Origin of the sequence: Paraburkholderia phytofirmans PsJN (assembly GCF_000020125.1) — a bacterium.
Lineage (GTDB): Bacteria > Pseudomonadota > Gammaproteobacteria > Burkholderiales > Burkholderiaceae > Paraburkholderia > Paraburkholderia phytofirmans.
The window spans coordinates 4,317,447-4,332,386 of sequence record NC_010681.1 but is presented as its reverse complement, the minus strand read 5'-3'; the positions used below and the strand labels follow the sequence as shown (position 1 = coordinate 4,332,386).

Annotated in this window: 12 protein-coding genes and 1 pseudogene; 5 read left to right on the top strand and 8 right to left on the bottom strand. The window is 57.3% G+C overall.

Annotation, left to right across the window (positions count from 1 at the left end; all coding sequences use genetic code 11):
- Positions 1-89: 89 nt before the first annotated feature.
- The 6 genes from BPHYT_RS19290 to BPHYT_RS37385 form a co-directional block, all read right to left on the bottom strand.
- A complete protein-coding gene (locus BPHYT_RS19290; RefSeq protein ID WP_012434782.1) occupies positions 90-1,520 on the bottom strand; it encodes a TniQ family protein in 1,431 nt (476 codons plus the stop codon).
- Positions 1,517-2,572: an ATP-binding protein gene (locus BPHYT_RS19285; RefSeq protein WP_012434781.1), complete on the bottom strand. Its 1,056-nt coding sequence runs from the start codon at positions 2,570-2,572 to the stop codon at positions 1,517-1,519. The genes BPHYT_RS19290 and BPHYT_RS19285 overlap by 4 nt, the downstream gene beginning before the upstream one ends.
- 14 nt (positions 2,573-2,586) lie before the next feature.
- The gene (locus tag BPHYT_RS19280; protein ID WP_012434780.1) at positions 2,587-5,469 is read right to left on the bottom strand and encodes a DDE-type integrase/transposase/recombinase; all 2,883 of its coding nucleotides are present in this window, start codon (positions 5,467-5,469) and stop codon (positions 2,587-2,589) included.
- A gap of 9 nt (positions 5,470-5,478) precedes the next feature.
- Positions 5,479-6,315: a hypothetical protein gene (locus tag BPHYT_RS19275; RefSeq protein ID WP_012434779.1), complete on the bottom strand. Its 837-nt coding sequence runs from the start codon at positions 6,313-6,315 to the stop codon at positions 5,479-5,481.
- Positions 6,316-7,202: 887 nt separating this feature from the next.
- A complete protein-coding gene (locus tag BPHYT_RS38275; protein ID WP_012434778.1) occupies positions 7,203-7,679 on the bottom strand; it encodes an HAD domain-containing protein in 477 nt (158 codons plus the stop codon).
- Between the two features lie 8 nt (positions 7,680-7,687).
- Positions 7,688-8,197, bottom strand: a complete 510-nt coding sequence (locus tag BPHYT_RS37385; RefSeq protein WP_012434777.1) for an HAD domain-containing protein — start codon at positions 8,195-8,197, stop codon at positions 7,688-7,690.
- A gap of 157 nt (positions 8,198-8,354) precedes the next feature.
- Here BPHYT_RS37385 and BPHYT_RS19260 point away from each other — a divergent pair, with 157 nt between their 5' ends.
- From BPHYT_RS19260 to BPHYT_RS38270, 4 genes are all read left to right on the top strand, one after another.
- Complete coding sequence (locus BPHYT_RS19260; protein WP_012434776.1) at positions 8,355-8,927, top strand: DUF6471 domain-containing protein; 573 nt, start codon at positions 8,355-8,357, stop codon at positions 8,925-8,927.
- Between the two features lie 497 nt (positions 8,928-9,424).
- On the top strand, positions 9,425-9,667 hold the full coding sequence (locus BPHYT_RS39570; RefSeq protein WP_012434774.1) for a BPSL0761 family protein: 243 nt from the start codon (positions 9,425-9,427) through the stop codon (positions 9,665-9,667).
- A gap of 1,765 nt (positions 9,668-11,432) precedes the next feature.
- Positions 11,433-11,945, top strand: a complete 513-nt coding sequence (locus tag BPHYT_RS19240; protein WP_238535604.1) for an HAD domain-containing protein — start codon at positions 11,433-11,435, stop codon at positions 11,943-11,945.
- A gap of 73 nt (positions 11,946-12,018) precedes the next feature.
- Positions 12,019-12,552 carry a hypothetical protein gene (locus BPHYT_RS38270; RefSeq protein ID WP_012434770.1) on the top strand — a complete coding sequence of 178 codons (534 nt, stop codon included), beginning with the start codon at positions 12,019-12,021 and terminating at the stop codon, positions 12,550-12,552.
- Positions 12,553-12,633: 81 nt separating this feature from the next.
- Here the strand turns inward: BPHYT_RS38270 and BPHYT_RS19230 are convergent, their stop codons facing one another.
- Entirely contained in the window at positions 12,634-13,011 is a 378-nt protein-coding gene (locus tag BPHYT_RS19230) for a hypothetical protein (RefSeq protein WP_148225100.1), read from the bottom strand.
- A gap of 401 nt (positions 13,012-13,412) precedes the next feature.
- Between BPHYT_RS19230 and BPHYT_RS38265 the strand changes: the two are divergent.
- A pseudogene (locus BPHYT_RS38265) lies at positions 13,413-13,520 on the top strand (CoA transferase); the annotation flags it as partial.
- A 329-nt stretch (positions 13,521-13,849) separates the two neighbouring features.
- Here BPHYT_RS38265 and BPHYT_RS19225 read toward each other — a convergent pair.
- On the bottom strand, positions 13,850-14,716 hold the full coding sequence (locus BPHYT_RS19225) for a DUF4238 domain-containing protein (protein ID WP_012434768.1): 867 nt from the start codon (positions 14,714-14,716) through the stop codon (positions 13,850-13,852).
- Between the last annotated feature and the right edge of the window lie 224 nt (positions 14,717-14,940).

The following is a 14,940-nucleotide window of genomic DNA, read 5'->3' as shown; positions in this document are numbered from 1 at the left end:
CTCGCTAGAGGGGGCTTATGTGGCGTTACCCTACAGATGTCGTAAACGACACCTGTAGGTAGTACGAGTAGCCGCAAAAAGTCCGGGTCTTAGACTTTTCCCTCCGTTAATCCCATATTGATGAGTCTAGGCAGGTTGAGCCCGCCAGATTGCCGACCTCGTGAAATCATCACTCCCGTCTCGGCATGAGCTTTCCGCTGGGCTCGTTGCACGTCTTGGCGCCTTCCCAACGTTTTAATCTTGCCCCGCATTCGCTCGGCGACGCGCCTTCGCGCAGGATAGATGCCGGCCGCGTAAAGCGCTTTATGCTCCTCCAGATACACTCGCTCAAGAGTCCCCGAAGCATCACTTCGGGTAGCTTTCACGAGCTCGCTGCCACGCTGAACCAAGAGCGCATGTTCAGTGGGAAAGGTCTTTCGAAGGAATTTCAGCGAAACGTTAATCTGCTTTGCTGCATCGGTCGCATTCTTCGTTTGCCCAGCACGAAGCAATTCATCAAGCTCCTTGTACAAGTCGTCTCTCGAGCGCTTGGCTCCATCGCGACCACTAGCAACCAGCCGACGGTCCTGACATTTCGGCGCCGGTCGAAGCGAAAGCATCACCTTGTTGCCAAGCAAGATGTCCGCAATGGCGCAACTGCAGCAATAGGCAGCGAGCGCTAGGCGCGGTAGGCTCATCCGGATTTGTCCCTTTACCCATCCGTGCACCTGTGATTTTCCCACCCGGAGGTGAGCTGCAAGATATGCAGACTTGCCGTTGAAGAGGGTATCAACGGCATGTGCAAGGAAGGCGGACTGAGCGGAAGCTGTGTACCCGGCGTTCGGAAAAACCGCCGCATCGTCAAGCAGCTCCGCGATGAGCTGCGCGCTCGCCACCTCATAGTCAGACGCGGGTATCGACGCTGCCGACTTGAGCGACTTGAGGTCGGCCTCGACCGCGGCAGAGGGCAACTCGGCCCTTCCGTTGAACACGGGCTTTCTTTTTACCTTTGGAAGGTCGACGAGCCGCACCTGGTGCAAGGGACATGCATTGACGGCGTCGATGCTCCAAAGCAAACGGTCATAGCGGTCACGACCTTCACGCGCGTCGTCCTTGAAGCAAATTGGACAAAACCGTCTTTTACTCGACAACAACTTGAACCCTGAGACGAGTTGCCGCAGCGGCAGCAAAGTGCAGAGTTGCAGATTGTTGCGCAGTGTTAGAGCATTCAGCGTATGTGCCCATTGATGCGCCTGCTCTGTATGGCTCGAGATGCTGGAGCTGTAATCTGCACGTCCAACGTCGCGAGCCATCCGGTCGCTGCTGATTCCAAAGAGGTCCTCAGCGGCAGGGCCAATGATTCGTTTCGTTAGCGTCCAGCGTGCCATGCCATGGGCACTACTCAATCGTGAGAGGTAATTTCCCAAGTTCTCGCGGTCCTCTCCTGAACAGCCGTACGGTGCGAGGCTGAAAAGTATCGACCTCGGTGGCGCGTCTTCAGGCCAACCGCCTGGTAACGGAGTGCGAAATGGACTTTTCATTGACGGAGACCTCGCAGGCTATTGCCACCCGACTGCATGTTCCTGGCCGCGAGTCTGGCGAGCATTTCGGCTTCGCTCGGATACGCAATCGGGTACTCCGACGAAAGGTAGGGCTTGACGTTCTTCTCGCCCTCAAGCGTCTCCGCCCCAACGGTGTCGTGCTCGGCCTCTGTGGGCAATGCGTTCCAAATGTATCTGTCCTCCCACGATGTGCTGCCTTCAGCAGCACACCTGGTTACCGCTTCAATCAGGGCTTTGGCAGCATAGCCGGGCATACCGAGGTGCGCATAGAAAAGCCGTTCAATGTACTTCTTGAGGTCGACCTTGAACGGCAAGGGAATATGCGGCTCGAATGCCTTGATAAACTGAGTGAAGGCGTCGAAATCGTCCTGATTGTCGTGATAGCGGTCGAAGCGGATAACGCTGATGCGACGCGCGAGTTGCCCGCTGGCGCGGACCAGTTTTTCAGAACCGTAGGCACCTACGAGTAGAAGATTCAGGCCGCCACGGTTAGCGAGAGATTTGAGAAGATTCCCGTATAGGAGAGGGTCTGTCCGGGAGTCTGTGAAGTGAACTGCTTCATCCAGTATGAGATGACGGACCTTTCGGAACCGGAGCGCGTCTTCAAACGTTAGCCGAAAGCTACGGAGGGCGTTTAGGTCCTCGCCTGTGCTGTTTTGCCCCGTAAGCTCAGGCGACAGCGCGTGAAGGTCTTCGGAGAGGCGCTTGTAGAATAGCCGCCAGTTGATATCCTTGCCGTCGGCTGCATCGACCTCATTCAACACGACGGGAATTACGCCGGGATTCTCCCGGATTTCTATGTCATAGAGCTTGAGTAGTGTTTCCGCTTCGAGGGCTGCGAAGGTTGACTTCCCGACGCCGGACGGACCAGTGACCAGAGTAAGAGAGAGGCCTGCACCCGGAATCATATGTCGGGCGACCTCGTCCACGACACTCGTCAGATTCCGGTGCATAAAGCGAAGGGACTTCAGATATTCGCCTTTTTCACTGGGGCTTCCGTGTAAAGCTTGTTCAAAGCTGATGGAGCTCATAGAACCTCCTGGAGTTAGACGGGGCGGGACGTGGGAAGGCTGTCGTAGTTCATCTTGAGTCGACCTCTCGTGGGCTTCGGCAGAGGGATGCGCAGGACGCTGTCGTCATCCGGCGGGTCAATGGCTGCGGGCACGGTGATGGACACGTCGAGGCTTGCCTCCTGCTGGTTGGTTGCGTGGTCTTCGATAAGATGCGCGTTTCCATAGACTTGGCGTGTGGCTGCTGTCAGGGACGCTGCGTCGGGCAAAACATGGTCACTGATGACCGCATAAATGACCTCCTCCAGGTTTTCGTCGGGTTCTCCGCGCATCCGCATCCGGACCTCGTACATGACATAGCCCCATTCGACGTAGGTCAGCTTGCGGTACTTCATGAGCAGCTTTGACCGGCAGCGAACCCACTTGCCGTTGAGCAGCGCGTAGGCAATGCTTACGTCCCACATGTCGATGAGAACCTCAAGGTTCTGCGGACGTACCGCCCTGTCAGCAAACTCATCGGCCCAGTACCAGACATGGCCAATCTTTATGCCCATCTGTTTATCGAGTTTGCGGCTATTCCCCTTCGAGGGCGGGATGCAGGTGAGGATGTAGAAGTAGGAATCGTAGGGAGTGAGGCGCGCGAGCCGACGCCCGGTAGCGGCAAACCGGATGTTCATGTACTCAATAGGCGCGTGGTCGTGCGCTGGATGAATCCGCAGGTTGTAGTCGCGGAAGAAATACTCATCGAGAAGACCATGCAACTGCGGGAAGCTCAAGAGGTCAGCGCGAATTGGGTCGACGGACCGCGTGACCGTGCGAACGTTGCGTAGCGCCTTGGTGTTGCCGACCAGGTCGTGAATGAGTTCGGTATTGGTGGTGCCGAACAGCCGTTCCATCACTGCGCCAAATCTCGATTTGTGGGCAGGGCGGAACTGCAGCGTGATATGGAGGAGGTCGCAGAGACGGTCGAACGCAGCAGAGTGGAACTCCTTTCCGTTGTCGACCACAATCACGGATGGCGTGCGTTTGAACATCCGCACCATCGCTCGAATTGCCATCATGCAACTGACAGTGCTAGGTGCATGGACTGACAGGTAAAAGGCGAGTACTGCCCGGGTTTCTGCGTCCATCACAATCGTCAGCCATGGCCGCTTTCGGAAAATCCTCCCGCCTTTCCCCCGAATGCTGACGAAGACGTCGAGCTTCGTGTGGTCAATATGGACCCTGTGAAATGGGCGCCCCCCATGTATCTTGTCTTCAAGATGGAGGTACCAGGTAGCAGGCTCTTCGTTATAGGCGACCCGGCTGCCTCGCCGAGCCTTTACGTCCATGAACATCTTGCGGTGGGCGTAAAAGGTCTTCCGGGACACAAGTGGCACCTTGGCTGAGACGCTCAATTCCCGGTACTTCCGGTAAGAGGCCCGACCGCCAGGATTGGTGGGGTTGTTGCCCCATTCCGTCGCCTCGCGAATCATTTCGCGCTGCCTGTTTGAAGTCTGGCAACGCCCTCCGCTTCGAGCCATCGGCGTTGCGGCTCTTCGCTGGGCAGACGCTGACTCGCCGGCCTTACGTACGGCCTTTCGTATTCGTTGGACCTGCCTCTTTGAGAGATTGCAACGAACCGCTTTGCCACGCTCGAGGTCCCGTACCATCAGAAGCCGATTTCTCCCCTCGATAATCTGGTATTCCGTAAGGGCCTCGATTCTTGCGAGGCGCTCGTCGGTCGACGGTTGGGATGAAAATAGAACGACTTCCCTCTGAAAGATTGCCCGTTCGAAATCGGCCACGGGCATCAGGGAACCGTTGCGGGACTGCTGGTCAAAGAAATGCACCGAGTCCGAGGTTACGGCGGAGACTTCGAAGACCTCCGTGCGACCTTTGAACATGAATTCGGTGCCCATATCCACGCTAAGTGCGACTTCTTCGCTGACAGCTTTGGGTGCCGGCCGGTTGAACAGAAGCGCGTCGAGCTGCGCGCGAGAGTTGCACACAATGACGTCTTGCGCTTCGCTCAGGTCGTCACATTCGAGGTCGACAAAGAGGCGCTGGTCCGCGATTGCCTTATAGACATCGTCGACCAGGAACGCATCAGGTGGAGTTTCGATAACGAGGGGCTCACCCCAAGGTGTCTGCTCGGGATAGGCGTGCGTCATGAGCAGGCCCAAGGTCATTGGGCACGTTTCGCTTGTAATCTTCTGAATCGCGCGCCAGGCATTGTCGGTCAGCGGGGCGCACTTATCGCACAGGTAGTCCTCAAGGAACTCCAGATTCGATACGAACGTACCCCCGTTCTCGTTCCCCGAGCGCAGACAGAACGTCATGCCGATGGTGGCAAAGTGCCTTTCCCGTTCAGGGCATCGCCACGTCCCGTCATCGTCCCTAAAGAAGCGCCTCGGATATTTTTCGGCAAGACATTCGAGGTCCCTCTCGGTCTTCCATTCGTCGATGTATATCCCGTAAGGAGTTAGCCGAAGAATGTCGGGCGTGTATGGCGTTGGCGCCTGATAGTACGTGACGGTGCCGTCAGAACGCTTGCGTTCCGTTTCGACGACTAATCTAACTTGGGGGGGCTGACAGTAGTACTCGCGTGTTGTGCCGTCGAATTCATATCTCACGACGGCGCCAAACTCTGGCTTGCGACTTTCTGTTGCTACCCGTCGTCGCATCTTGCGCGAGGTGTAATGAGAGACAACGTTACCGCGGCGCGACTGGACCTTTCTTGACGCGCCGTTGTTGCGCGCCTCCCAGATATAAACCTGCCCCTCAAGAGGCGTTCCCCACCGTTCGAATTCTTCCCTCAACTCCACATCGGTGTACGGCGGTGGTGCGGTCCCGATTGGGCTCTCGTCATACCAAGAACGTTCGAGTTGCTGCCACCTGGATTTCAACGGTACGACTGTAGGCAGGTTGATTGACATTGTCGTCTCCTATCGTGAATTCAGGTCGTTTCGGGCGCGGGATGCCGGCATCCATAGTTCGGATGGTCTCTGTCTCGCCGAATGGAGGCGCTGGTGCTTCAGAAATCTGGCGGAGGCGCGCGTTGATGAATCGTCGATGGTCGGAGCTAAGAGGCGCAAGCGCACAAAGGCATCGGTCCATCGGTAGCGGAGTTCGATGAGTGACCTGATTGCATTGCCGCGCTCTTCGTCCCACGGTTTGATTTTTCTCGCGAGCGCTGCGGCGACCCAGCCGTCGATTGAGCTTCGGATTTCGTCAGAGCCGCGGGAGCGCAGGAAGAACGCCCAGCTCTTGAACGTCCGGTTTGTCGACACGAGGCAAAACGGACCATTGGGTTGGAAGATGCTCGACCAACTGAAGACTGCATCCCCGGTTCCGGACCAGTCGGGCTCAAGAAGCGACTCCGTCGTGATAACACTCACCTCATAGACATGTTCCTCGTCCCAACGCCTAACGAGCAATGGCTTCTCGGGCACGTAAGTCGGACGTAGTGCGCTCTGCGGAGGGGAATTGAATAGTCCCGAAACGCGAGTGCTGATGTCCGTCTTCGCCGCCGCTGCGCTCTTGCAGAGGCGCTTGATGCTTCGAGGACAGTCCCCGGGCCGTCTCTTCACTGTCACCAGAATTTGCGACCGGGAGGGAGACACGCCTGGCAGCTTCGAAAGCATCCCCGTCTCGCGCGCGGTCCGGCGTCGAGGGAGATGCAGGGTGTTGCGAGCGACCGCCCCTTCATCCCTAAAGTGTTCCAGACCAGCCAGGAGATGGTCGCAGTCGTCTGAAAAATCTTTAACTTGTTCGGCCTTCATATTAGCTCCGTGGAGATTGCTAAAAAAGACGTCAACATTCCTCGCAACTGTCGGGTCGACAGTCCGCGAAAAAAACGCGCGCAGACCCGTCTCGGCAGGACATGCCAAGACGGAAGGCGATTAGTACAACTATGCATATGGACCGGTCAGGTCATGTCAAAACGATTAACCGTTAGGTCCAAAATCGAAGATTGGGGGCGGCTTTGCCGGGGGCGTTGAGGGGAAGAGGGGAACTTCCGAAGGGGCCAAACGGGGGAGAGGCGGGGGTGCGAAAACAGCGCGGAGGCGGCTGAAGAAATTGGGGGCAGTTCGTCTGTCGTTGCCGCCGCCGCCTCCGGAAGTCGACCGGGGTGCTGTGTTGGCCGGAATTTGGTGAAATTGGCCGGAATTGGGCAAAGTTGCAGGTCATTTGGCGTAAATTCCAAGTTCGTTGCAGACGCGCGAACTCCTTTGACGACCTGTGTCACCCATGAGAAAATTACGTTGCTTAGGCGTGGTTCCTCATGGGGCCACTGGGGGTCGCTGGTTCAAGTTCGCTTGGGCTTCGCGACCCCTTTCTTATTTGTGCAGACAAATAAGACCCGGTCGCTTGCCCCAGTGGGCTGTTCCAGTTTTGTCGCTTACTCGCCGGGTCGGGCTCCTCCTAGGGATGAAATCTGATAACCAATCATACGTCGAGTGCTTCTCCCCGGAAAGCAGTTTTTTGGAAAATTTCCGTCGCCGATGGCCGGTTTGTCGCGACAAAAACCTAAAAAGTGCAGCGATACAGTGTGTATATTTTTTGATAGCAGGTGTATCGCTTTAGGGATTTGACAAGCCGGACGATGCCGCCATGGTATCCACGGTGAAAGCTGCAATCAAAATCCACAGCGTCATAAACCGCGATTTCAATCGAGCACATTTCTCGTGAGTCGCGTCGCAAGTCGCCGTCTCGCGGCCAGCGCGCCCAAGCCCTCATCGGGGTCGAGGAGCAGAAGGTGCGGCAGCATCTTCACGTGATAGCGCGCATCGTTATGGTCAAGAACAATGAAGCAACACTTCCCCTGTCTGGCGATGTGTCTTTCTGTCTCAATCGGACGGCTGGGGACACCGTCATAGCGGGATGCGTGTTCAAGAGTCGCATCAATTACGCGGCGGCCCAACGGGACTGGAAGCATTTCAACGCATGCATCAAGGCCGAGATAGAACGTCCACCACGTGTTGAGCACAATGCCTACGCCCTCGTGACCGGCGAGAACTTCTGTCAGCAGATGGGCATGCTCGAGCACGCGATGGCCTTCTATCTTCAGTTCGGGCGCTCGACCGGGTAGATGCGCGACCTGATTCGGGTGCAGTACCCCGTCCAGATTGAGATACAGATTCATTGGGATACCTACAGAACGAGGTTTTCTGTGCTCTGGACCCGGGTAGCGCAATCGAGGATATCTAAAATGATTTCCGCGTATTGGGTTGCGGCGAGTTCGGAAGTATCATTCACGAGGACGGTTTGCGGCAGGTACTCGTAAGGGACAGCTGAAGAACAGCTGTCTACAATCAGGAGATGGGACGGGTTCCGCCGCCTGATGTCAGCGCGCAGAATCTCTAGGCGAGGTAAGGTAGAGAGCCGACGGTGGGAGCGATTTCCTTGCATGGTCGCCCCGACCGTTTTGCTCGCAATCGGAGCAGGCAGCAGATTCAGCACGCCCCGATAGCCGTAGTCGGGCACGAGCCACGAGTTGATGACAATCGTCAGGTCGAGATACTCGTCGGCGATACGTGACAGTCGATGAAGGAGTGGCAGCGGTAGAGCGCTCGGATTTTCGAGCGGGCAGCGTGAGAGGCGAGCTGCGCGGCGGCGAGCGAAGATTACGCCTTCGAGCCCAAGGTAGAGTGTTGAGGACACAACCGAATCCTCCGCCTGAGCACCTTCTGTGGTTTGTCCGCCGTGTCTGGCGGCAACCAAGAAGATGGGTGTCTTACGGGCCCTTCCGTTGGCGTTTGACTTTTGGGTGAGCCGTGTGTGTTAACACACATTCAAGTTAGTACATATATCTGCGAACATGCAAGCGAAATTTGCTAATCCTCATGCGAAGGAATCGCGAGCACCGGACGACGAGCAGGAAAGCGTCTGGTCGGGCCTCGTATCGCGTGGAATTCGCGCGACGCTTGCCCGGCAGGGCATGAGCTACGCGGACCTGGCCGCAGCGCTCGCCGACATGGGCGTGCCTGAAACATTTCGTGGCGTTCAGGCGAAGTCGCAGCGTGGGACCTGCCGGTTCACCTTCTTCCTGCAGGTGGTTCTGGCTTCCCGGACCGACTACCCTGCAGCTTGGGAGAAGGCTCTGACCGCAACTCAGTCATGGGAGCAACGCGCATCGGCCGTCTTGCAGTCAGAGTTGTCTCTACAGCCCTGGCTGACTTGGGCGGGGCTGGCAGCGCGACTTGCGGAGATTGGGGTCTTCGTCACATCGAAGGACCTGGAGAGTCAGGCCAAAAGCGGTACTTTCCCAGCGGCTTTGTTCCTTCAGTGCGCGACCGTGTGCCGGTTCGAAGGTATCGGTCGGTTCGTGGACGTCTCGTCTCTGAACGGCGCTGCGGTGGACGGCCAGCAACGGGCGGAGCCGCATCGGTAACCGACGGGCTTGCAAAATTCCGCTCACCGACTATAGTCTTTCCATGTGCATAAACGCACATCAACGCCCGAGCTAAAAGTCAAATAACGCTGCTCGAGCACCTGCATCCCACAACCAGCACGCTTGCTGTTCTACGCAGCGGTGCCTGATGTCGTTGTGGCACATCCAGGTGATTGTCATGCATGCTCGAATTGCGCCCAGTCCAGATGTTGAGCCATCTACCGACCTCCTTCATTGGCGCGTCATGGAAATACTTCCAGATGGCCACGTGCACTTTGTCGGCCTCAACTCCTCAAATTATTTGGGCCGCATTAGCTCCGAAACCTTGGTGTATGACTCCGCCACCCATCGAGCTGAGAGTCGCTCTGGTCGTATCTATTTCCTTCGAGGTCCGGCCGGCTTGGATGGCGTGAGTGAATACTTCTGGTCGTTCTGGTGTGAACACAATCACATCTCCGACTATGCGGACATAACGGACCAATACCAGGAATCCGACCGTGACCACGCCTGTTGAGCGCTCGCGCGCGGTCACTGAAGTCCGATGGTTTCTGCAGACACTTGCGGAAGCCCGTGAGCCCATCGATGTACCGGGTCTTGTCCAATCGGTCGCAGCAGGGCTTCTTCGACATTACCCACTTGAAGCTGACCTCATGGAGTCAGCTGCCGCGTTGCCAGAGCTGTGGGCTGCACCGTGTGCAAGGGTCAGGCGGCCCCGGCTGGTCCATGATTCACGAGACTAATCGTGCTCGCGAAGCGAACTGTGCGAGTGAGGACTCGCGGACGACCGAGCGGCAGACCCACTGGCGAGGCGCCGCGCATGGTCAGCTTCGCGCTCCAAGGCGTCGCGGACGAGTTCCTGTCGTCGTACCAGGGTTTTCTTCATCGCAATCGAATCGCTCGCCTTCGAGGTCGCAGACGTCCGAAAGAGTGCATTCACCGTCTGCTTCGTCGAGCGATGCTGTCGGGTCTACTCGTTCCCCGACGCGACTACGAGAGAGCCAGGCAACGACGTGACGCGCTTGCCTACGTCCTGGCTGCCGCGTCAGTGCCGCAGCATCTGCGGCCGTCGGGGCTTCCCGCGGAATTCCAGAGGGCGAGGCAGTCGGGCCGAAGAAGGGGCTAATTTGAAGGGCGGGAGGTATCGCATGAAACGGCGTCTCGTGATTCAGCTGCCGGCTGTCCTGGCTGCAATAGGTGCATGCGCTTTCGTCTCAGAAGCGGCGGCCCGGGCCGTGACCGTCGACATCTCGAGGCTGGGAGGGCACCCGCGGTTGCGCGCAGCGATTGAATTGTATCTCGATGCGGTCGCCGGCCAAGTCTCGACGCACACGTGCTTCAGAAACCTTGTGACGTGCATGTATCTATGCTGCTGCGAGTTTGCTGAGTGTCGAGACGTCGGACGCGTGAGCATCGAGCAAGTGGACGTGACGCTGGTCGCGCGCAAAATCGCGCTGATGCCAATACCTCGGCCGGAGCAACCGATTGTTCGGGCTCTGGTCATGTGGGCGGCGAGCTGGTCGCCGCACTTGCCGCAAGTGTCATTACGGCAGTCGTGTGCCGTTGCACGGCGGGTCATTGCCGCGACAGTCATTTCGTTGCCCGAAAGTTCTCACCTTTGAGGCTGTCTCGGGCTTTGAGGCTGGGCTTGGCGATAGGAGACTACCGGAGGGAAGCATGTTGTGTTGGCGTCGTCGAAAGAGCCAAGCGGTGCATGGCGCAAAGGCGAGCGAAGACACAGCGGACGATTCAGCCACAACTGTAGCTGTGTATGAGGGCGAGCACGCGTTCCCGCCCGATGACCTGAGAGCACTGTATGTGGCGACAGCGCGGGTTCGCTCAAACGTTACGCTGCTTCAGCGGGCTTCGGACGCCTTGCGGGCAGAGGGTTACTACTTGCCCCTCGGTCCTTACTCTGCTCCAAGCGCGTTCTCTGTATTCGTCCACAGGGAATCTCCGAAATGCCCGGGCCCGAAGTTGGAGGCGTCGGTCCACATTGCTGTCGCGGGAGAAAGCGTTCGCGTACGAGTTCGATATGCGGGATGCCCGATGCAGACACTGGCGCGGACCGCAGTCGTGCGAGGCGGAATCATCGCCAACATCGCCCGGAGAGCAATCGGCCGCATTCGGCGGTGCTAAGAAGGAAGACTGCTTCGAAGGTTTTCCCAATCGGATGAGGGATTTGTGATGTTGCTCGTTACCGTCGAAAAGCTTCCGTATGGTGACCCCGACCCGCGGTTCAGAAAGCAGCTCGCTACGGTCGAAATTGTGAATATCGGAGGCAGCTTCGCGTCTGCCTCCTACGAGGTGAGGCTATTCGAAGAAGCCGGAAATCGCATCGCCACCGGGCTGCTTGTCGACTATCCCCGGTATGCGACGACGGTGCTGGATTTAGTGGGCAGAGGCATTGTGACCGCTCTTGCTGGCAGCGAAGAATTGCCCCCCCGGCCTCCGTTTCGGCGACGTCGCAGGTCGACATAGCGCGGTTTCGCGGAACAGGTGATGGAGATGAGCGCGATGTCTGACCGGCAAGTACTCTTTGTCGACTACGACGGCGTCCTGCATCGAGGCGGTGCTTACCGCACGAAGCGCGGCATCATCAGTAGCGACCCGAGTCGTATCAGATTGTTTGAGTACGCCGAAATCTTGGCGGCGATTCTAGCTCCGTACCCAGGCCTCGAACTGGTCTTGTCAACGTCATGGGTGAAAGCACTAGGGTTCAATCGAGCACGGGACGTCTTGCCGGTCGCTGAGCTTCGCGCCAAGGTAGTAGGGGCAACATATCACTCCAAGTTTGACGACGCACAGTTCTGGGGCGGCATCGGGAGAGGGGTGCAGGTTCTCAGATATGTGAATCGCCATCGGTTAGTTCACTGGCTTGCACTGGACGACATGAATGACGGATTTGATGACGAACTTGGCCGTCTCGTACGTTGTGATTCGGACAAAGGGCTCGGAGACCCAAACGTTCAAGAGATATTGAAGGCGGCGTTACATACCCAGTTTGGCGAAATGCGATGACGAGTGTAAGCGAGTCGCCATGCAGGGAATTTGGCTCCGTTAGCGCGAAGCTGTGCTCCACCAGGTGAACACGATGAAAGTGAGAACGCGTCTGAAGCGCCGAACTGCCGGTCGTGGACAGGTGTCATTTCTGTGGCAGCTGACACCCCGTCGCTTCGTACGGATACCCGCGCGCGGGCGTCTCCCTCCTGTCCGGCGCTTCCCGGCCGAAGACAATGCGGAAGATGGCGTTTGCTCCGAGGCCGAGCACTATCGCCGCAACCTCGTGGCGAGCGGTCGTTTGCTCGATGCCGATGCGTTTCGAGCCGCCAAGTCGCTGACGCGGGCTGACGTCCAGATGGCGCTAGACGAAAAGCGTTTCTTCGTTGTCGATGTTGACGGTCTACCGTACTACCCAGCATTTTTCACGAACGATTACCTGGACCGAAACACGCTTGAGGCGGTGTCGCTGGCGTTGGGCGATTTGTGTGGGTGGCTGAAGTGGGACTTTTTTACGACCGCTCGTGGCAGCCTTGGAGACAAGAGCCCGTTCGACTTGATTGCGCTCGGTGATGTGGAGCGCGTGATAGCGCGCGCAAAATCCTTCTGGGATGAAGTATTACGCTGACGTCATCTCGGGTCGGCGAAGTCCTTTACGAAAATTGCGAGTTCGCGACATGGATGACTCCAGCGTACGAGCGCAGATAGCTCATCCTAGTTTTGTACGAAAGTCGCTGAAAGGCATAAGTAGACGGTCGCGCAGATTTGCTGGCACCTCACCCAATCCCGCCTGAACGAACGTTTCTAGGCCCATTTTGTAGAAGGCCGGTTCGACATTCCGCAATCTCTCGACCGCGAAAGGTTCAATCTCGAGCAATTCCCGGAGGTCTGCAGCGGCACTCGCGTACGCCGGCAGTTCCGGAGTGAAATGCTGCTTGCAGATGCGCAATGCGTAGTCCTCGGAAAAAATCGTCGCAAGTCCTTCTTCAAGGACCGGAGCAGCGCTACCGCCGCTTGGAGACAGCAGGTGCACGCATTCATGAGCCAACTGATAAAGAGCGCGAGAAGGATTTGGAAGAGCGGCCATTGAAAGCCTTATAGCGACATGTTTGCAATTGCCTGGATACCAGATATGAGGGATGTCTCCGTGAAATTCCACTCCGAGCGGTGTGTATGTTAGGTCGCGTGGCCCATACTTGCGCTCAAGCTCCTGAAGAATGTCTCCCATTCGTGTTGTGAGTGTCCACGTGGGACCTGTCGGCGAACTCTGCGAAACAAAGAGTGAATCTATCATTGGAAGAACGGGCAGGAACGTGATTTAACTAGGGCGATTTTCCCACGCCACCACGGAGACACGCAGTAAATCGCTACTGCCTCTTATGAGTTATTCAGGGGGGACGATAGTCCCCGGTCAGCACGGTAACGACGTCGACGACCTGATAGCACGCGGATTGAGTTGGCGGGCACCACTCAATACGGCCGTATGCTTTCCTGCCTGGTCCCTACGACCATCGGACAGCGCTCGACGAGGTCGTGCAAATGATGGGGGGCCTCGCATACATGACGGGACCGGAAGGCAGGCCGTTGCGTACCGGTATGACTTGCTGATGTCAAGGACCGTACGAAAATTTTTTTGATTGCAGAGCCGGGTAAGGCAGCACCGAAGGCTGCCGTCCACAAGAAGACAGCTGCATCGGCGAAAAATAACGGGGAAACAGGTTGGAGCCGATAGGGCTGCGAGGTCGAGAAGAGCGGGCCCCAAAGAACATTGCTATTACGAAGACGACCGGTGCCAAGAATCCGCCTGCGGGCCCGTTGGGGTCATGGCCGCGGTCAGGTCTTTCACAGTTGGTCATCAGGGGAGTGCACGTAGACGCCCCGGTATAGCGAGCCTCTTCAGGACAATCTTGCTGTCCGGCATTTTGCTACTTTGGCCGGCCCGCGGATGCCTTTTTTCGCCGGGCCGCTATCTTAAAGACGAAGCTGGCCGGCTTTTGGGTCACCACGTAGCGTTGGGCCTGCTGGATGACGAGCATGTTCATGTTCCGCACCTCGGCCGGCGAAATGACCGTTGCGAATCCCTGGGGCACACGGCTAGCCCTCGGGTCGAGACCCTCCGCGAAGAAGATAGCTGCCATTCGAGGATTGAGAGGCAGGACGCAGACCACTCCAGGCTGCCTGCCGATGTCTTCGCCTATTGCTGGAGCCATCTCCGAATCCATCATGTCGAAGCATGGCCAGTCGGAAGTGATGAAATCCTCTTCCTGAGAGATGCTGACCTGAAGTCTGAGGGACTGGAAGCGGCCCTGCGTGTAGGCTACCCCGGATTCCACGAACCGGGCAGGGTTCAGGTGATGGTCGAGTTCGTCACGGTTGAGCGCGGAAGCCTCCAGCTCGCTGCGCTTGGCCGCGATGACACCGGGTACGCGAAGATACTGATAGTTGGCGAACGTCTTGATGGTCCGGCAGACGTCTTTAGTTAGCGCTTCTGTCGCCCGCAACGAGTACCCTCGCATGTCATACCGTGAAAGGTCCGAGAAATCGAGCGCCGCTAGGCTTTTGAAAACGCGGGCAGACTCGTGCTCCATCTCGGCTAGGTGGTTTTCCATCCGGTTGTCCGGATTCGCCGGGTCTTCTTCGTAGAAGTACCGGCCGGCAAGGATGTTCTTTGGCGCCGGCGTAAAGTGCTTGTTGTCTATGAGGTCGTAGCACTGAACCGTGCCTTTCTCGCCCTGCCACTGAGACAGATAGAAATCAGGAACCTGGTGCTGCTTCACGGTCAGAGTGCTCATGGATTCACTACAGGCGCGTATCGCCGGAAATATGGACTGGACAGCATTGTACGCACGTGCTGTTCGTCTGTGTTCCGTGCCCTCCGTGCGGAGCAACAGGAGGCAGTGGGTCGTTGTGCACCATGTCCTAGCAGCGGTGGCCGTGAAGTAAGTAAATCCGTTGCGCTACAAAAAAGCCGTGTCATCTTTGACTGTTTCCGTCGCATTGGTGAAGGAGAATTACA